At 41.9% G+C, this 19,071-nt stretch carries 12 protein-coding genes and 1 pseudogene; 5 read left to right on the forward strand and 8 right to left on the reverse strand.

The annotated features are described in order from the left end of the window. Window positions 1-65: 65 nt before the first annotated feature. The 6 genes from B3E92_RS02300 to B3E92_RS02325 all read right to left on the reverse strand — a co-directional run bounded on the left by B3E92_RS02300 (window position 66) and on the right by B3E92_RS02325 (window position 9,037). Entirely contained in the window at window positions 66-1,607 is a 1,542-nt protein-coding gene (locus B3E92_RS02300; protein ID WP_286895163.1) for a RagB/SusD family nutrient uptake outer membrane protein, read from the reverse strand. Window positions 1,608-1,621: 14 nt separating this feature from the next. After that, complete coding sequence (locus B3E92_RS02305) at window positions 1,622-4,990, reverse strand: TonB-dependent receptor (RefSeq protein WP_286895165.1); 3,369 nt, start codon at window positions 4,988-4,990, stop codon at window positions 1,622-1,624. 136 nt (window positions 4,991-5,126) lie between these two features. Next, a complete protein-coding gene (locus tag B3E92_RS02310) occupies window positions 5,127-6,212 on the reverse strand; it encodes a FecR family protein (protein ID WP_286895167.1) in 1,086 nt (361 codons plus the stop codon). 63 nt (window positions 6,213-6,275) lie between these two features. Beyond that, complete coding sequence (locus tag B3E92_RS02315) at window positions 6,276-6,890, reverse strand: sigma-70 family RNA polymerase sigma factor (protein ID WP_286895169.1); 615 nt, start codon at window positions 6,888-6,890, stop codon at window positions 6,276-6,278. 603 nt (window positions 6,891-7,493) lie between these two features. Continuing rightward, the gene (locus B3E92_RS02320) at window positions 7,494-7,742 is read right to left on the reverse strand and encodes a hypothetical protein (RefSeq protein WP_286895171.1); all 249 of its coding nucleotides are present in this window, start codon (window positions 7,740-7,742) and stop codon (window positions 7,494-7,496) included. A gap of 200 nt (window positions 7,743-7,942) precedes the next feature. Then, on the reverse strand, window positions 7,943-9,037 hold the full coding sequence (locus B3E92_RS02325) for a S41 family peptidase (protein WP_286895172.1): 1,095 nt from the start codon (window positions 9,035-9,037) through the stop codon (window positions 7,943-7,945). 274 nt (window positions 9,038-9,311) lie between these two features. On the opposite strand from B3E92_RS02325, the gene B3E92_RS02330 reads away from it, so the two are divergent. The 3 genes from B3E92_RS02330 to B3E92_RS02340 all read left to right on the forward strand — a co-directional run bounded on the left by B3E92_RS02330 (window position 9,312) and on the right by B3E92_RS02340 (window position 12,440). Continuing rightward, complete coding sequence (locus B3E92_RS02330; RefSeq protein WP_070566557.1) at window positions 9,312-9,668, forward strand: response regulator; 357 nt, start codon at window positions 9,312-9,314, stop codon at window positions 9,666-9,668. 212 nt (window positions 9,669-9,880) lie between these two features. After that, a complete protein-coding gene (locus B3E92_RS02335; protein ID WP_286895174.1) occupies window positions 9,881-11,230 on the forward strand; it encodes a DUF1800 domain-containing protein in 1,350 nt (449 codons plus the stop codon). A gap of 16 nt (window positions 11,231-11,246) precedes the next feature. Continuing rightward, window positions 11,247-12,440: a DUF1501 domain-containing protein gene (locus B3E92_RS02340; RefSeq protein WP_286895176.1), complete on the forward strand. Its 1,194-nt coding sequence runs from the start codon at window positions 11,247-11,249 to the stop codon at window positions 12,438-12,440. Between the two features lie 457 nt (window positions 12,441-12,897). Here the strand turns inward: B3E92_RS02340 and nhaA are convergent, their stop codons facing one another. Then, window positions 12,898-14,073, reverse strand: a complete 1,176-nt coding sequence (gene nhaA / locus B3E92_RS02345) for a Na+/H+ antiporter NhaA (RefSeq protein ID WP_286895178.1) — start codon at window positions 14,071-14,073, stop codon at window positions 12,898-12,900. Next, the gene (locus B3E92_RS02350; RefSeq protein ID WP_286895180.1) at window positions 14,057-15,514 is read right to left on the reverse strand and encodes an alanine/glycine:cation symporter family protein; all 1,458 of its coding nucleotides are present in this window, start codon (window positions 15,512-15,514) and stop codon (window positions 14,057-14,059) included. The genes nhaA and B3E92_RS02350 overlap by 17 nt, the downstream gene beginning before the upstream one ends. A 391-nt stretch (window positions 15,515-15,905) precedes the next feature. Here B3E92_RS02350 and B3E92_RS02355 point away from each other — a divergent pair, with 391 nt between their 5' ends. Both B3E92_RS02355 and B3E92_RS02360 read left to right on the forward strand, forming a co-directional pair. Next, a complete protein-coding gene (locus B3E92_RS02355; protein WP_286895182.1) occupies window positions 15,906-16,754 on the forward strand; it encodes a mechanosensitive ion channel family protein in 849 nt (282 codons plus the stop codon). A gap of 57 nt (window positions 16,755-16,811) precedes the next feature. Continuing rightward, a pseudogene (locus B3E92_RS02360) lies at window positions 16,812-18,816 on the forward strand (BCCT family transporter). The last annotated feature ends 255 nt before the right edge of the window (window positions 18,817-19,071 follow it).

Genomic DNA, 19,071 nt, shown 5'->3' on the forward strand with positions numbered 1-19,071 from the left:
GGTATGTTTAATATATCAGATAGAAAAAAGGAAGTCCAAAAAGTATTTGGACTTCCTTTTTTCTATTATTTGTAATTGGGATTTTGTATTAATATGCCTTTATTTTTGTCAATCTCCGATTGAGGTAAGGGCCATAAGTAATGTTTATCTTCAAATTTATAAACAACAGGCGCATCTTGAACAGCATTTAAGACCGATTTGGAAGTTTTCCAGCGCTTAAGATCAAAATAATGCTGGCCTTCAAAAGCGAGTTCTACGCGTCGTTCATGTCGTATTTTTTGCTGCATCGTTTCTTTGGATAGTCCCTGTGGTAACTTGGGCATGCCAGCACGATTACGTACGGCATCTACCGCATTATAGACGGTCTGTGTTGGCCCGTTTAATTCGTTTTCCGCTTCGGCGAGCATCAGCAGAACATCTGCGTAACGCATAATAACCCAATCTTGCTGACTCAACGTGCTGTAACCAAATGGCGCAATTTGATTCTGGGATAAAAACTTGCTGAGTCCTGCTCCGGTTGGTCTTGCATTACCAGGGGTATAGGCCGCTCCATTAATAACATATTTGTCAATAAAGACTGTTTTTGCCAAACGTGGATCACGGTCGGCCAAAGAGGAATTTGTAAAAATATCCGAATTGATCGTAAACTTGCTGCTTCCTTTTTTGGGCACAGGTAATCCGGGGCTACCGTCAAGCATTTCAAATTCTTCGATAAAATTGATGAGCGGACTTACAACAAGCCAATCTCCATACCACATATCTGCCGATGACGACGCGTTAGGAGCCAAAAATTTAACCGACATCATGATCTCCGGCGATGTTTCCTGAGCGGCATCGTTAAAATTGTCAGCGAAGTCATTTGATAAGGAATAGCCTGAGATTTCGCTGAGCAATGTCTTCGCTTCTGTCATTTTCGCTGGTATCATCTGGCCGGCTTCTGTATATGCCGTATATAAAATCATCCGCGCTTTGTAGGCTTTTGCCGCATTTTTGGTCCATCTACCTTTTGCACCTTTGTAGGTGTTGTCCGGCAAATTAGAAATAGCGAAAGTCATATCGTCCATCATAAATTGATAGACTTCTTCTGCAGGCTTTTTCTCCTGAAATTGCGTTTCGAGCGTTAACGATTCTCCGACGATGGGCACCTCGCCATAACTTCGGTAGAGGAAGCTATAGTAAAAGGCACGTATCATGCGGGCTTCGGCTTCATATTGGTTTTTAGTCGCTTGATCGAGCCCTGTAAACTCTTTAAGTTTACCTAGAAAAATGTTTACGCGAGCGACATCCTCTAAGGCGCCCAGATAGGTATCTGAAACAAAGCCTGTGGAAGTGGCATCTAAGGTTCCCTGAACCATATTGGTCGTCATTCCATATTGACCCTCCGCGTGTTGGCCGTAAGAATTGTCGGTCAAATTATCCCAACAGGGCATAGCAGTGGAATAGCCACTGCGGCGCATGCTGCCGTAGCTTGCTGTAAGTGCCAGGTCAAAATCCTGTTGTGTCTGCCAAAACGTACCCGAAGAAGGCCTGTCATTAGGGTTTAGATCAAGATCATTGCAGGCTATACAGCTCAGGGTGATTAATAATGCATATATAATTTTTTTCATTGTTGTCCCTTTTTTTAAAATTCAACATTTAGTCCGAACGAAATAATTTTGTTTTGTGGATATTGTGCAAAACGGCCATCCCCGGAACGCTCTGGATCGAGACCTTTAAACTTTGTAACCGTAAAAAGATTATCGCCCGCAAAATAGAATCTTACACGATTGATATGGGCCCGGGAAGTTAGCTGCTGCGGAAGGGTGTAGCCGACGGTCAGATTCTTTAGACGTAAGAACGAGGCATCCTGCAGAAACCAAGTGCTGGGTCTTCTATTGGGATTGGTTCCGTCCCATCCAAAATACAAGCGTGGGTTTTCATTTGTGCTGCCGGCGCCGGTCCAGCGATTATTGACAAAGTCTACTGTCGGTGGAGTACCCTGTATAAAAGGTTCAAGTCCCCATCCATCGGTAAAGATTTTACGGCCTTCTACGCCCTGCAGCAAGAACGAAACGTCAACCCCTTTCCATGATACATTTCCATTAAAAGCATATTCAAATTTCGGAAATCGGCCAGGAATAACGGTGCGGTCATCGTTGTCAATGACATTATCCCCATTGACATCCCGGTATTTGAAGTCGCCAGGACGGAACTCGCCTGAAAACTGTTTCGGAGAATTGGCGATCTCTTCTTCTGTTTGTAAAATACCGATTACATCCAGCATGTAAAACGAATTATAGGGAAGATTATTCTCACGGAGCAAGTAACCATCGATTTCTCGTGTACCAAATTTGATCAGTTTATTTTTAAACATATCTACATAAAAGCCACCACCAAAAGTTAACCCGGTAAATGAACCCGCATTGACCCTGTCGTTATACTGAATGGACAACTCGTTGCCCGTATTTAACATGTCGCCACTGTTGATGAAAGGGGCGGATAAACCTAAAGCTCCGGTCACTTGAGCCTGACGGAGGATATCTGACGTGTGCTTTCTGTACCAGTCATAGGTGATGTTGAGTTTGTTGAACAAACGGATGTCTACACCGATGTCGGTCACGGCAGTGGACTCCCATTTTAGTGACGAGTTGGCAAGAGCAGTTTGCGCTACGCCAGGACTTAATACAGCATTGTCATAGGCATAATCTCCTGTGAAACTCAAAAGATCCTGATAAGGGTAAGGGAAGTCGCCACCGATATTCTGATTGCCTAAAAGACCGTGCGACCCCCTCAATTTTAAATCAGTCAACCAACTGAAAGCTGCTTTTTTAATAAATTCCTCTTCAGATATTCGCCATCCAGCTGAGAATGAAGGGAAGAAGCCCCAGCGGCTATCACTGGCGATTCGTGATGTACCATCGTACCGAATGTTGGCCTCAAGAAGATATTTTTCAGAAAAGTTATAGTTTAATCTTCCAAATAATGATTGCAGTGCCCATTCTGTGGTATTTCCTTCATTGGTTTGTATGGCTGCTGTGCCGGCATTTAACTCAGGCAGGTTGTTTGTAATATATTTTTGACGGTAACCCTGTAAATATTGGTAATTATTATACTCCTGGCTGTAACCCGCCTGAACGCCGAAATTATGTTTCTCCGCAACCTGAAAATCATATTTTAAATAAGAAAATAAGTTTACATAATAATTTCTGCTATTATTTGCGATCAGGCCTTCGCCACCGACATCCAATGTACGTGTAAAGTCTCCCGTATGAAAGTTGTACAGATTTACCGTTGGTCGCCAGTCCTTAAAGGAAACATCACCCAGATTTACAGCAACCTTTGAATACCATTGAAGTCCCTTAGTAAGCCGGATATCTGTCCACAGCTGTGAAGAAATATCGTAATTTGTCGTTTTACGTAAAACATCGTTACCGACAATTGCGGCCATATTCTTGTTGTAACTTTCGAAATCATAGGCGGAGCTTACATATCGTCCATCAGACAAAAATGGGGCATAGGTAGGCGCCTGTGCGAGCGTCGACAAAAACGCATCGTCTTGACTTTGCCTTGGATTTTTTTGGTTTCCTTTTTCCATAGCAAGGTTAACGCCTATGGTCACCCAATCTTTTAAACGCGATTTAATATTTGTTCTGAAATTGTATTTTTCAAAATCAAATCCTTTCATTGTACCTGGCTGATCGATATAGCCCGCTGTAATGTTATAGGTTGTCCCTTTATTTCCACCATTTAACGACAGGCTGTGGTTTTGTACCGTCGCTGTATTAAACATATAGTCCAACCAGTCAAAATTGGGGTATTTTGTTCGGTCCGAAGCGTTGCGGTATGTATTGATCATTTCGTCGGTATATAGCCCTGTAGCAATGCCCGAGTTCGCTTTTGCTTCATTGAACAGTTCCATATATTCTGCGGAGTTGGTTACCAGCTTGAGCATTTTTGTAGGCGAATGGAAGCCCATATTTGCATTATAATTGATCTTAAACCCGCCTTCTTTACCGGATTTTGTAGTCACCAGCACCACACCATTGGCTGCTCTTGCCCCATAGATAGATGCCGATGCGGCATCCTTCAATACAGATACACTTTCAATATCATTTGCATTTAAAGCAGCTAGAGAACCCGGCACTCCATCGATCAAAACCAAGGGATCCGATCCGGCGGCGCTATATGTACCTTGTCCGCGTACCCGTATTTGCACTCCTTCACTTCCGGGCTGTCCAAGACCCTGCACGATACGTACGCCGGGCATCTGGCCCTGCAGCATTGTGCTCGGGTTTGTCACCGGTCTTTTTACCATTTCGTCCCCGGAAATGGAAGATACCGCACCTGTTAGATTGACCTTTTTCTGTGTCCCATAGCCAACAACAACAACTTCTTCGAGCTGTGTTAAATCCTGCATCAGCACAATCTTGATAGTTCCACGTTGAAAGGCCTGTTCTTTTGTTAGGTAACCTACATAGCTGAATTGGAGAACAGCATCCTTTTGGTCTACCTCCAGAGAGAACTGTCCATCACTGTTCGAAAGCGTCGCCCTTGATGTCCCTTTTTGTTTGACGGAAACCGAAGCCAACGGTTTTCCTTGCTCGTCGGTTACGGTGCCCGAAGCAACAAGCTCTTGTTGGAAGGCTTTCTTTCGAAGTAGAACACGGTTGTCTTTGATTAGATCAACAGTAAGCCCTTCGCCATCCAATATCGGGAGTAGGACCTTGTTCCATGGTGTATTATAAACATCAACATCCTTAATCCGGATATTACGGATGAGATTATCGTTGTAAATAAAGGAAATATCAGTTTGTTCTTCAATCGACAGGAGTAGATTTTTTAATGATATCTCGTGATAGCGAACTGAAATTGTTCCCTGTGCTTTGGATTCGCTTGCAAATAAGTTACAGGAAAAAGCCATCAGAAGAAATGCGGTAAACTTAATCATGAACAGCCATTTTAGATAATAGGAGATTGGCACATGAATTTGAGCATGTGGTTTTTTTTTCATACTTTTAAAAGTTTTAAATTGATCATTTTGAGCATCCTACTTTCCTAGGGCACGGTGCTCATGGTTAAAAACGTTGTGAGGGTATATCTTCTTGGTATACCCTTCATTTAAGTGAGTTTCATTATTTCATGTCTAATTATTTTAGGTATATAATTCCGTTTTCTACTTTATAGTCAAATTTTCCACCAGTTTGCTTTAAAAGATCCAGTACCTGTTCGCAATTTCGCTCTTTAAACACCCCGGAAAATGATTCTGCCTTTATGCTATCGCTTTGAATGACGATTGTTCTATTGTACCAGCGTTCCATCTTTTTCACGACAGTCTCCAGTGCATCGTTATTGAAAACAAGTTTGTTTTTGGTCCACATGAGTTCCAGGACTTCTTTATTGTCTACCGAAATCTTTTTGTAATCAACGTCTTCAATAACAATCTGAGCCGACTCCGTATTTTTCTTCAGTGAAGCATTCGTGTATTGTTCAACTATTTTTTTATTGGTTATTTCTACTTTGTCGCCGGGATTCAGCTCATAATCTTTTTTGCCTTGCGCACCATTAACATGCAGCTTTACACTCCCTTCAATCAGCGAAGTTTCCATCTTTCTTTCTTCGGGATAAGCCTTTACATTAAATACAGTACCCAATACTTCTATCTCATTGCCTAATGCATGTACATGCAGGGGCAGTTTTTTATTTTTTGCTACAGAAAAGTAGGCTTCTCCTTTCAGATCGAGTATACGGTGCTTTACACCATATCCTTTTTTTACACGCAAAACACTCTCACTATTCAGCCAGATTTCTGTACCGTCATTCATATGGAAAAACTTACGTTCTCCCTTATTGGTCACGATTTGTTCCCATTCTGCATTTTCTTCGGCATCTCTATAACGTTTATGGATAAAAAAGATACTACTCAAAAAGAAAATAAGGCAAGCCGCAGCTACAATATACCTATAATGTCTCCGTGTTTTTGGGGATAAAATACGAGGTTTCGCTGGTGAAATTATTTGATTTAAATCGTTCGGTTTTGTTTTCTCATAAATGATTTCAGCTCTTAATTTAGCGTTTTCATTCATTTGATGAACTTGCATGTATTTGGAAAAAAAGACTTTATTGGAATCATCTTTTTCTAAAGTCCGTAGCACTTCACGCTCCTCGGCTGTAAGCGTACCGTTTAGATGCTTTTTTAATAATTCTAAGTAAAATAGTTCGTCTTCGTCCTGCATTATATATAGAGCCTGAATCATTAAAGACACCTATAAAACGCAAATCCCCCAATACAACTGATTTTATTTTTTAATTTTTATTGAATTCCATAATTTTTCAAGTGCAATCTGGATATGGCGGTCTATGGTTTTGGTAGAAATTCCCATGATATTGGCCGCCTCTTTATAGCTGTGGTTCTCGTCTTTAACGAGTTTAAATGCTAGCTGAGTTTTTGGGGGCAGTGCATCAATAGCTTTTTTGATTTGCCCTATCTTTTCGGTCGAAATATAATCCTCTTCGGGACTGGGGCAATCGGCATTCGCATAGTCTGCAAGCTCGTCGTGCCCTACGAGTACCATCTGCCTGACACGTAAATAGTTGAGACATTTATTTTTTACGGCGCGTAGCAGATACGATTTCACACAGGCAATACATAGCAGATCAGAACCGAGATGCCACATCTTCCACATCACCTCTGAGGCAATATCTTCTGCAAGATGTTGATCTTTTACAAAATTTAAAGCATAATTTTCCAATGCCGCTAAATTGGCTATGAAAAAAGATTTAAAAACTAGTTCTTCCCTATCGATCGCTATTTTCCTTTTCTGCTCTTCTGTTGGTAATTTAAGAAACATGGTTATTGCTGTGTTGTAGAGTGCAAGATAGTAAATATCTTTTAGATCGCGTACATGCCTCATGTTCATTCTGGTTTTTAGTTCTAATTCCGCATGTGCACATACAGGGGCGATTACCAATCACTTGAGGTGCTGCAGAGCAGATGCTTTGCTAGCAAAGGCTTTTGACTTGAAGATCTATATCCCTACGTTGAGGAAGAGTTATATTTTAATCGCTGTTTCTTTTAACCACATCGACCATATGATCTAAATCAAATGGCTTTTCAATAAAATCGTCGGCTTTACATTCGGCGGCGGTTTTTGCAATATTGCCGTCTGTCGATGTTAGAACGGACGGAAGCTCTTATGTATTTAGATCAGTTTTGATCTCTTTAATTACTTCGGATACTTTTTTATTCCCTTTGATATGGTCATCCTCAATAAGAATGTCGGGATCAATAGCTGCAAGCCCTTCGATTGGTTCAGGTCACTACCTGATTGAATGAGTTGGAAAAGCAGAAATAGCAAGCGGACCAAACTTAAGGATAGTTTGGTCCGCTGGGTTAAAAAAAATATGAGATTTAATATTTCTTACGCGTTTTCTACGGTAATCCTGCTTTGTTATATGTTAATTCAACGACTTTATGAAACAATACATGCTGCAGATTACACATTAACCAAACGCTATTAATGGCTTAACTGTAATTTTCCAATAAAGGGGCGGTTATCAACCGTTAGAATAGCTTCTTTAAGGGAATAGCATAGCTGGTAGCTTTCGCTCAGTGTCTTTTTGCTAGCTTCTATTTTGTCTTTTTCAACCTTGTCGACAATCCAGGTTGGGTTTAACGGATCGGAATTAAATTTGGTGATTAATACGGTAAATCCTTCTTTCTGAGCACTGATTAAAGTGTCTTTTGTGATGTCTACTATTTTCATAGTGAGATAATATACAAAAAAAATATGAAACAGGATGTGCCAAGTTGAGTTGATGACCTGTTCGACGTCCGGACAATTTTACGGAAATGTACCCTCTTTTATGGATCCGGCGCTAAAATTTAAAAGTTCAGGGGCCGGAATACCCGTCGTAAAGCAGCTCGCAAAAAAAAATATATGTAACTAAACTTTTTATCTTAATTCTATTCTCCATTGAGGTGGTCGCGCACAAAATTTAGCCAATTCTTAGGATCAATGGTTTTATCAATAAAGACGTCTGGTTGTAATCCGATATCGTCTACAGGGAAGTCCGGAATACGGTAACTTTTAGATAATCCATAATACAGTTCAATATCGCCACAAGGAGATGTGACGATATTTACATTAGAAATATCAAGCATCCCTTTGGTTGTTCGACCGTACAATTTTACCTTTTTACTTTGCATGGCAGTCAATAGAAATTGCTCTGTCGTGCTCCCGTTATTTTCATTGATAACGATTCCTATGTTTTTGGGGTAGGGCTGAATGGTATCCAGCTTGGTTATGTTTACTTTTTTATTGAATAAATCAACATACTCACCTTTATTGGCCTGCAATTTTTCGTAGTAGTTTTTGAACGTCTTTTTAGACTCCTCGTCAAAATCGGGGTTTTGACTCAGCTCCAACATGCGTTGATTATTTAAATCAGTCGAATAAAATAATGCACCTACGGTTCTAATCGGCTGTGTGTATAAGAAGGGGATAAGACTACTATAACTCGCATCACTTCCACCTGGATTATTTCTGACGTCAATAATAAAGTTTTCGGTCGATAAGATGGTTGCTCGGTTGGCCAATATAATGCTGTCAATCGCCTTCTTTTCGGATATTTCAAAATCAGGAATACGGAGGTAAACCGTGTTTTCATTTAATTTTTCGAAAAATGGCTTTGTGGCGTTTAATGGATTTAGGTCCTTTTCAATAGGAGGCTTATTTTGTTCGGTAACCTTTTCGGCTTTCTTTGTTTTTCCAATATAATTTACACCGATATGTCCATTACGAAAGAAACGTATCCATTGATTGAGCAATGTAGCACATTCCTGATTATTGGGCAATTGTTTTACTTTTTTGAGATATAGCGCATTGTGCAATTCATAAGCATCCCGGCCTTTCTTGCTGATGATGTATTGAAAGCCGGCATCATTCTCTTCAAACGTTTTTTTTACCCACAAAAAATTGGATTCACAATTACAGTTTTGGGCGAAATTTAAGATAGGTAAACTTAGCAATAGCCATAAAAATAGGACGCGTGTGTTCATGTGTATAATCAGAAATGTTAATAATTGTCGATCGCACAAATATAGACTAAAAATGAAAAAAACACGCTTATACAACGAAGAAAAAATGCTGTAATATGGATAAATCCCATTGCTGATTTTGATTCGTCTTTATTAAAACTATAGTGGAACCTCGACTGTCTATAGTGTACAGTTTACAAGATGCAAAGTCTGCTATATTAAGGTTTACGCGGTTATTGTATAACCACGAAGGCATATCTCAGGAAACTATAAACGTATTAAAGATTCGAAAAAAATGAAAAAGAAAATAGTCATTTGCGATGATGAACTTCTTATTTTAGATGTATTAGCCATTGCCTTAGAAAGTGACAGCGTTGAAGTGATTAGCACATCAAAAAGCACAGAACTGATCGCCCTTATTGAAATTGTGCAACCTGACTTGTTGATTATCGACCTCATGATGCCCTGGTTGACCGGTGATGAACTTGTGCGCGAGCTAAAAACAGGGCAAAAATATAGCCACATGCCCATTATCATGATGTCTGCTAGTGCTAGAGCGCCAAGAGTAGCCGACGAATGCGGAGCAGATGCTTTTCTGGCAAAGCCATTTGAACTTGATGATCTCTATGATTTAGTAGAGAAAGTGATGTAAGGGGACCAAACTTAAAAATGTATCGGTTTCTCATGAAAAAAGCGGGCAGAACATATTGCGGCCAGCTTAAAGTCGCAGTTTCGGGCTGGTTGTCACTTTGTTAATTTAGGTTAATCTTTGTTAAATCGAACCATCCTGTAAGCTAACATAGCTAAATAATTCGTTATTTAGGTATATAAGAAAACAGGATGGTGTCCGACTTTAAAAAAAATATGCACCTGGCAAATCGCGCTGGATTTGGGATGAGCCTACAGCAGATTCCCATTTTTGACCAGCAGTCTACTGCAGTCCTCTGGAAGCAATATGCCCAGCAACGTGAATTTCATCCGATCAGTTTCAATACGGAGCAGACCGATTTCGACTATACTGCACTTTCCAAGTTGAATGCCGCAGAAAAAAAGCAGGTTCAGCAGCTCAACCGAAAGCGTAATATTGAAATCAACCTCAACTTTCTGAATGAAATGGTGCATAGCGAAGATCAGCTCAGGGAGAAAATGGCCTTTTTTTGGCACGGCCATTTTGCTAGCCGGGTTATCAACTCCAATTTTAGCGCTCATATCCTCAACGAAATCAGGAAAAATGCGCTCGGAAATTTTCGGGATCTGCTGTTTGCCGTTTCCAAAGCTCCGGCGATGCTCAATTTCCTCAACAACCAGCAGAATAAAAAAGATCACCCCAATGAAAACTTTGCCCGAGAAGTGATGGAACTCTTCACCATGGGGCCTGGTAACTATACCGAGTCGGATGTAAGGGAAGCTGCACGCGCATTTACGGGCTGGTCGTATGATAAGGATGGCCAATTCCTGGAGCGTAAAAAGTTTCATGACTCGGGCCGCAAAACATTTCTGGGGAAAACCGGGAATTTTGACGGTAATGCCTTTTTGGATATTATACTGGATCAACCCGCTACGGCCCGTTTTATCACAGCAAAACTCTACCGTTTTCTAGTCAACGAACAAGTGGATCAGGACACCGTTGTTTCGTTGAGTAGAGATTTCTACGATTCTGGATACAATATCAAGCAATTGCTCGACCGCATGTTTACAGCAGGCTGGTTTTACGACTCCAAGAATGTCGGTAATAAGATAAAGTCACCGGTAGAACTCATGGCCGGTATCATGCGCATGTTACCCATGGAAATAGCGAATCCTGAAAACCTGATTGTTTATCAAAAGTTGCTGGGGCAGATGCTCCTGTATCCGCCGAATGTGGCGGGATGGCCGTCGGGAAAAGCCTGGATCGACAGCTCGACCTTATTACTACGGATGCAGATTCCACAGATATGGACCGGCCTGCGCCCGCTGGACCTTGATGCGCAGAATGACGACGACCTCGACATGGGTTTAAAACAGTCGCGGGCGCTGGCTAAGGCCTACAAAAATCCCAAAATATCCATTGACTGGGCTGGGGTCGAGGCTGTATTTGCCGACCGGGATCCCTTTGAGCTCTTGCTGTCGCAGCAGCCTTCGTTTGGTAAGAAACTGCGCGATAGCTACGCTGGTGGAAGCCGGCGTAGAACTATTATTGAAGTCATGAGCATCCCCGAATATCAACTTTGTTAATCGTAAATAGGAAACCATGTTCATCAAAAGACGCCAATTTCTCAAAGCAGGTACACTCGCAACAGCATCGCTGCTGCTGCCCAATTTCTTAAAAGCCATGTCCTCGCCCGAAGCACTGGAAAGGGGAAATAGGGTGTTGGTCATCTTGCAGCTTAGTGGCGGCAATGATGGGCTGAATACTATTGTGCCGATACGCAATGATATTTATTTTCGGGAACGGCAGACGATTGCGGTCAATAATGCGCTGGCCCTTACGGATGAAGCGGGCATTCATCCGGCTTTATCTTTTTTCAAGACGCTTTATGATCGTGGCGAACTGGCTGTACTCAACAATGTCGGTTATCCCGATCCCAATAAATCGCATTTCCGCAGCATGGATATATGGCATAGTGCGAGCCGTAGCGATGAGTATCTGGAGAGTGGCTGGATAGGCCGCTACCTGGATCAAGCCTGTTACGACTGCGATCATCCGACGCAGGCGCTCGAAGTGAATGATATGCTAAGTCTTGCTCTCAAGGGAAAAAAGAAAAAAGCGTTTGCGTTTAAAGACCCCAAAAAGCTTTATCAGACCAGCCGTGAAGAGTACTTTAATACACTCTATCAGGAGCATCAGCATCAGCATGAAGAGGAAACAGTAGCCTATCTGTATCAGACCCTGGGTGATACGATCAACAATGCCGATTATATTTTTGAACAGAGTAAAGCCAGTAAGACCGCGGCAGCGTACCCTGATTCGGTGCTTGGAAAGGATCTGAAGACGGTATCTTCCTTAATTAAATCAGATATCAATACACAGGTATATTATCTGCAGGTCGGTAGTTTTGATACGCATATCAATCAGCAGCAGCGGCAGGAGAGCCTATTCCACACCATCAATGATGCCGTGGAAGCTTTTGTGGACGACCTCAAGAAAAATGGCCTTTTTCAGCATGTCATGCTCATGACCTTTTCGGAGTTTGGGCGTAGGGTGGCCCAGAATGCCAGCAATGGCACAGACCATGGTACGGCCAACCAGCTTTTCTTTCTATCCGGAGGCTTAAAAAGACAGGGGCTGCTCAATGCCTTGCCTGACCTGACTCAGCTCAATGAGGGGGATCTCCAGTATACGGAAGATTTTCGAAAAGTATATGCAACAGTGCTGAAAAACTGGCTACATGCGGATTCCGCCAAAATATTGGGATGGAAAAATGGGATTTATGATTTTATTTAAAAAAGCACAGCTGTATGAATACAGTCTGTTCGTGGGGTAGCAGCGCACAAAAAAACTGATGCAGACTTGCATCAGTTTTTGCTAAGAAAAATAAATAACCTGATCTTTCTCACCAGGAGGGCTCATAGCTTGTTTTTTAATTATTTTGGAATCATCAGTTTTCTGCGAAAAACCAAATTTGCTGAGCATAAATAAGCCTAATCCTAGTAATAATAATAAAAATACCTGTTTCATAGCGTTTGTCCATTCTTGTTTTTTAATATACGATGTAAAGATCCAGATCGGTTTTAATCAATTTAAAAATTGGGATTCTTTGCTTCGTTATTGGTAAGATATATCTAGTTATGAAATTCCATAAAGATCGATAGAGCGTTTTAGGATGATGGTACTTTTTTTACCTGAAGCAGACAATACGATACAGTTACCGATAAAAATCTATTGTTAAGTTGCTAAAAGTTTATACACGACTTTTTTTGCCGAACACCGACAATACCATATAACCTAAAATTCCCGCCAGCAGTGAGGTCAGCAGAATCGATAACTTCGCTTCATTGATATGCAGCGCGTCGCTGAAGGACAGGATGGAAATAAATATAGACATGGTAAAGCCAATTCCAGCCAATAAACCCACACCCAGGATATGTTTGAATGAGCTTCCTTCCGGTAGACTGCTAATCCCCAGTTTAGAGCAGACAAAAGTCATTATTAAGATACCCAACGGCTTGCCCAGTAATAAGCCAAGGCTAATACCTAGCCCCATCGGCGCGACCAATCCTGTAAGCATTTCACTTTCCATGCTGATATTGGTATTGGCAAATGCAAATAAGGGTATAATAAAAAAATTAACAGGCTTGACAAGCGCATGCTCCAGACGTTCTAAGGGCGACTCAACATCTGTATCATTGGTCGGAATAGTCATAGCTACCATCACACCAGCAATAGTTGCATGTATACCCGAATGATGAATAAAATACCAGATAAATACACCTGGTATCAGATACAGATAGGGGTTTTGTATATTCATGCGGTTCATGACAAACAGAATAACCATACCGATACCTGCATACAGTAAGTAGGTGGTTTCAATACCTGAAGAATAGAAAAAAGCAATCACCAAAATGGCGATCAGATCGTCCACGATAGCCAAAGCGGCCAAAAATACCTTTAAACTTGCTGGAATCCGGTTACCTAGCATACCGATTACGGCTAATGCAAAGGCGATATCTGTCGCCATGGGTATACCCCAGCCACCTGCTGTCGCCTGCCCTGAATTGAAGCTTAAAAAGATGAGCGCCGGAACAATGGCTCCGCCAATAGCGCAGAGGATTGGGAGGGATGCCTGTTTGGGCGAGGAGAGTTCCCCTTCCACGATCTCGCGCTTGATCTCCAGTCCCACGAGCAGAAAAAAGATAGCCATTAATCCATCATTGATCCATAGCAGTATGCTATATTTTAAATGTACGGTGTCAGTATCGAAACCAATAGGTGTATCTAAAAATGACTGCAGCCCAGGACCAGCAGCAGTATTGGCGACGATGAGGGATAAAATGACGCAGATAAATAATAAAATGCCACCAGCGTTACTTGACTTGAAAAAATTTTTAAATACGGTAAGATTAATCAATTGGCTCATGGTGTTGCATGTTGTTTTTGGACCATAGGTCCATGTTCGGAAACTGAAATTTGGAATTGTCGAATACAGGGTCTTTCTTGGACTTCTGCTGCTCGCGATAGTCTGCATAAATAGCGACAACTTTTTTGTGAAGCAGGAGTATTGCAATCAGGTTGAGCCAAGCCATAAGCCCGACACCAATGTCCCCCAGGGTCCAGGCAGATTTGGCTGTACTGATACATCCGACATAGGTGGATACTAATATAAGCAGTCGCAGAATCCAGATAAGCACGGTTTTATGTTGTTTTTTTCGGCTAACAAAGCTGATGTTGGTTTCGGCGATATAGTAATAAGCCATAATGGTCGTGAACGCAAAAAAGGCCAGCGCCAACGCGACGAAAGCATTTCCAATGCTGGGGAAATGATGTGAAACGGCCTGTTGGGTAAAGGCGGGTCCCATTTCCGTCGCCGGAAGATGTTGGACGAGAAATCCTCCGGCTGGATTTTCAACATTATATTGCCCTGTAAAGAGAATCATCAAAGCTGTTGCGGTGCACACAAACATGGTGTCGACGTAAACAGAAAACCCCTGTACCAGGCCTTGCTTGATCGGATGGGATACCTCGGCTGCTGCCGCCGCATGTGGTGCTGTGCCCTGTCCGGCCTCGTTGCTATAGATACCCCGTTTAACACCCCATGAAATTGCCATGCCGGCAATTGCGCCAAAGGTAGCTTCCATGTTCAAGGCAGATTTTACTATCAGGGCGATAACGCCGGGGATCTCCGTAAAATTGAGGGCAATAATAACTAGAGCCATAAGAATATAGGCGCCCGCCATAAACGGTACAACGTATTCGGCAACGGTGCTGATCCGCTTTACTCCACCGATGATAATAATCGCCAATAGTCCGGCAATAGCCAATCCGGTGATACTCGGCGACACAAGGAAAGCGGACTCGACTGCTGCGCTGATACTGTTGCTCTGCACCCCGGGCAATAAAAATCCGGTACTGATGATCGTCACAATCGCAAAGGTCCAGGCAAAAGTATTGGATCGCAATCCTTTTAGGATATAGAATGCAGGTCCGCCGCGGTATTCGCCATCATTGACCTCTTTATACATCTGACCTAGGGTAGCTTCGACAATAGCCGAGGCGCTGCCTAAAAACGCAATTACCCACATCCAAAAAATAGCGCCCGGCCCGCCCATGGCGATTGCTGTGGCAACACCAGCAATATTACCGGTACCTACCCGGCCTGAAATAGCAAGCGAAAAGGCCTGAAAGGAGGAAATGCCTTTGTCGGAACTGTCGCCATTAAAAAGCAGACGGATCATTTCCCGTATTTGCATCAGCTGAGGGCAGCGGAAGCGTACGGTAAAATATATCCCCGTTAGCAGGCAAAGGTACACCAGAGCATCACTCCAGATGATATCATAAATTTTATTGATTATTACGTCCATATTGTATCATTGAATTCATAGGCCGCCTAAAAGTAGGGAAAACCAGTCAGGGCTTCCTGAATTATTGGATAGATTTTGTTTATCTATTTTTAGGCTTTTATAACGACAATCTATAGACGCCCTTTTCTAGTCATACAACACGTTTTTTCTTTGGAATTTTTCTTCATTTACCTACGGATAATTTCAATACTCTCTGAGATAGCCGACTGCGAGACCATATTCCGCAGCCACGTGCATTCCGAAATTAGTTTTTTGGGAAACAATTGGGCCGGTTTACTTGTTGAAAATATTATTAATAAAATATAATTAATAGAGATGTCTTTTTGCGGTTATATCAATATTTCACTATATTATACCCTCTTCTTTACATTTTTAATAAAATATAAGCACTATGAACAATTTTGAAATGGATGACGTACAGGCGCATTGGAATAATTTTATATCCTCTGCAATCGCCTGGGCGCCACGTATTATTACTGCCGTAATCTCAGCTTTACTGATATATTTAATTGGATCATGGATCATTCGACTGGTTAAGCGGATGATCGATAAGGCGTTCGAGCGTCGGCAAATGGATATCTCCTTGCAGCGCTTTTTAAGTAACCTAATTAGCTGGATCTTAAATATACTCTTGTTTATTGTTGTCGTGACACAGCTCGGCGTGCAGACTTCCGCATTTGTCGCTATTATTGGTGCGGCAGGTTTGGCGATAGGTTTGGCCCTGCAGGGTTCTTTATCCAATTTTGCGGGTGGAATACTGATCTTGTTATTGAAACCTTTCCGGGTAGGGGATTATATTACGTCCAGTTCAAATGTATCGGGTACAGTCACCGAAATCGATATTTTCAATACCAAATTAAATACGCCGCAAAATCAGCAAGTCGTTGTTCCCAACGGTGTCTTGTCGAATAGCAGTATTACCAATTATACCCAGTTGGGCACCCGTCGTACTTGGTTTGATATCGGTGTCGCCTACAACGCTGACTTAAAACAGGCGAAAGAAATTCTTCTGAATGTGGTTCGAAGTAATGAATATGCGTTCAAGGAACCAGCACCGCAGGTGGTTGTTACTGAACTGGGGGATAGTGCGATCAATTTGTCGGTGCGTGCGACGACTTCAAATGAAAACTTCTGGACCATGCAGGAGCAATTGATCATCAACTGTAAAGAGGCGCTAGATCAAGCCGGTATTGAAATTCCATTTCCACAACGCGATATACATATTCGCAGCAATTCATAATATTAAATAAGAACTGGTCTTAAGATGAAGACCGTATTGTAAACAAAAATTAGTAAAGTGATCTTGTCAAAATCGACATTTAATAAAGGAATCGTTATTCCCAGCCTGCTCTTTATCATAGGGGTTTGCCTGTTGTCGGTATTTTTTCCGACTTTGGCTGTCAGTATTTTAGGTGTTGTCAAACAATTTATATTTATCAATCTCAATTGGGTGTACGTCTGGGCTGTTACACTTTTTGTCATATTCCTCGTTTACCTCATGTTTAGTAAATTTGGTAACATCAAGCTTGGAAGTAACGACAGTAAGCCCGAGTATTCTTTCTTTTCGTGGATCTCCATGTTGTTTGCCGCGGGAATGGGAATTGGTCTGATGTATTTCAGTGTCGTTGAGCCGATGCAGCATTTTTCGACAGAAGCTTTTGCGGGTAATCATTATATCAATCGAGCGAAAAATGCGCAGTTATATACCTTTTTCCACTGGGGTATCCATGCTTGGGCAATATATGGTGTTGTCGGACTGGCGCTCTCGTATTTTGCTTACCGCTATCGGCTTCCGCTTTCGCTTAGAAGTTGCTTCTATCCCTTGTTGAAAAATAAGATCAATGGAAAGTGGGGCAATGCAATTGACGTCTTCGCGCTTTGTAGTACCTTCTTCGGGATAACCACAACACTGGGTTTTGGTGTGGTGCAGGTAAATGCAGGCTTGCAAACCTTGGGATTGGTGCCAGAGAATAGTTTCACTTACCAGATCATTATTTTGGGGGTATTGACGTTGTTAGCTATCTTATCGGCTACTTCGGGCATGGATAAACGGGTCAAGCTGTTAAGTAATATTAACATTATCACCGTGGTGGTCCTTGTTGTTTGTGCTGTTTCTGGGTCCTACGGTTTATCTGATAGGCAGTTTTACAGAGGGAATCGGCAATTACGTAAACAATTTCTTTAGCTTGACTTTTGATACGCATGTGTATGACGAAGCTACATTGCCCTAGTTTTATAATTGGACAATACTTTACTGGGCCTGGTGGATATCATGGTCACCTTACGTCGGGCTATTTATTGCGAAGATATCCAAGGGGCGGACGATTCGAGAATTTATTGCTGCAGTCCTTATAATCCCAACCTTATTTAATTTTATTTGGATGTCGGTCTTCGGTAATAGCGCCATCTGGTTTGACGTCAATCTGGCTAAAGGTGCATTGAGCGCCCTGGCTGATAATCCTGACGCCTTGATGTTCCGCTTCCTGGAATACCTGCCTTTATCAGAATTGGTCAGCTACCTGGTTATTCTGATCATCATTATCTTTTTTGTGACCTCCGCAGATTCGGGCATCTATGTGATGAATAATATTGCAAGCAAGAATGCCGAAAAATCGCCAAAATGGCAAATGATATTCTGGGGCGCCCTGTTGGCTATCTTGGCACTCATGCTATTGAATGCCGGTGGGCTGGAGGCTTTACAAACCATGACGCTCATCACAGCATTGCCATTTTCAATCATCATGCTGCTTTTTTGTGTCAGCTTGGTTAAAGCATTGACCATAGACCGAAGTTATTATGAACGTGATTTTTCAGTGAGTACCGTACCCTGGTCGGGCGAATTTTGGAAAGATCGCCTGCAGCAGATTGTCTCATTCAAAAGCCGACAATCTGTCGATGATTTTATGCTAGGTACCGTGAAGATGGCTTTTGAAGAGCTTCAGTCCGAATTTAAGCATAATGGTATTGAAGCAAAGATTCAGCAGTTGGATAATTCCAGTCGGATACAGATTGAAATCCGCCACGACGTGATTAACAATTTTATATACGGGGTAAAGAACCAGTTTAAAGTGGTATCCGATTATGTAGTCGCAGAAGAGAATCTACCTGACCTGGACGACAAGAAGACCTTTTTTCCAAAATCATACTTTGGCGATGCAAGGGAGGGCTATGATGTTGAGTACTTTACAAGAAATGAGTTAATCAGTGATGTACTGAAACATTATGAACGCTTTCTCGAAATTATTTCGGAAGAGAAAAATGAAATGTTTATCAGTAGCAATGCCAACAAAAATCTAAGGTGATCAGCTGAATACTTCGCATTGCTCAATATGCGGGATAGCTTGTGCTTAACCTATCAAAGCTGATTACCACCGACACAATAGTTTAGCATTGGCCGAATTCGATTTCCTGTTAACACCACACATCTTTTTGTTGATGCATCGTATAGAATTGTTATCTGTTGGGAATGCCGTTCTTATTCCGCATTATGATATCCATTATTGGAGAAGGATTTTATGAGTGAGCTCGAAAATCGGGCCGGCAGTAGCTATTTAGTT

It is taken from the genome of Sphingobacterium sp. UBA6317, assembly GCF_002440385.1.
GTDB classification, from domain to species: Bacteria; Bacteroidota; Bacteroidia; order Sphingobacteriales; family Sphingobacteriaceae; genus Sphingobacterium; species Sphingobacterium multivorum.

What these genes read in the sequence shown, in the direction of transcription:
- B3E92_RS02300 (WP_286895163.1), bottom strand. Translation starts at nt 1,607, where the DNA reads ATGAAAAAAATTATATATGCATTATTAATCACCCTGAGCTGTATAGCC.
- B3E92_RS02305 (WP_286895165.1), bottom strand. Translation starts at nt 4,990, where the DNA reads ATGAAAAAAAAACCACATGCTCAAATTCATGTGCCAATCTCCTATTAT.
- B3E92_RS02310 (WP_286895167.1), bottom strand. Translation starts at nt 6,212, where the DNA reads ATGCAGGACGAAGACGAACTATTTTACTTAGAATTATTAAAAAAGCAT.
- B3E92_RS02315 (WP_286895169.1), bottom strand. Translation starts at nt 6,890, where the DNA reads ATGAGGCATGTACGCGATCTAAAAGATATTTACTATCTTGCACTCTAC.
- B3E92_RS02320 (WP_286895171.1), bottom strand. Translation starts at nt 7,742, where the DNA reads ATGAAAATAGTAGACATCACAAAAGACACTTTAATCAGTGCTCAGAAA.
- B3E92_RS02325 (WP_286895172.1), bottom strand. Translation starts at nt 9,037, where the DNA reads ATGAACACACGCGTCCTATTTTTATGGCTATTGCTAAGTTTACCTATC.
- B3E92_RS02330 (WP_070566557.1), top strand. Translation starts at nt 9,312, where the DNA reads ATGAAAAAGAAAATAGTCATTTGCGATGATGAACTTCTTATTTTAGAT.
- B3E92_RS02335 (WP_286895174.1), top strand. Translation starts at nt 9,881, where the DNA reads ATGCACCTGGCAAATCGCGCTGGATTTGGGATGAGCCTACAGCAGATT.
- B3E92_RS02340 (WP_286895176.1), top strand. Translation starts at nt 11,247, where the DNA reads ATGTTCATCAAAAGACGCCAATTTCTCAAAGCAGGTACACTCGCAACA.
- nhaA (WP_286895178.1), bottom strand. Translation starts at nt 14,073, where the DNA reads ATGAGCCAATTGATTAATCTTACCGTATTTAAAAATTTTTTCAAGTCA.
- B3E92_RS02350 (WP_286895180.1), bottom strand. Translation starts at nt 15,514, where the DNA reads ATGGACGTAATAATCAATAAAATTTATGATATCATCTGGAGTGATGCT.
- B3E92_RS02355 (WP_286895182.1), top strand. Translation starts at nt 15,906, where the DNA reads ATGAACAATTTTGAAATGGATGACGTACAGGCGCATTGGAATAATTTT.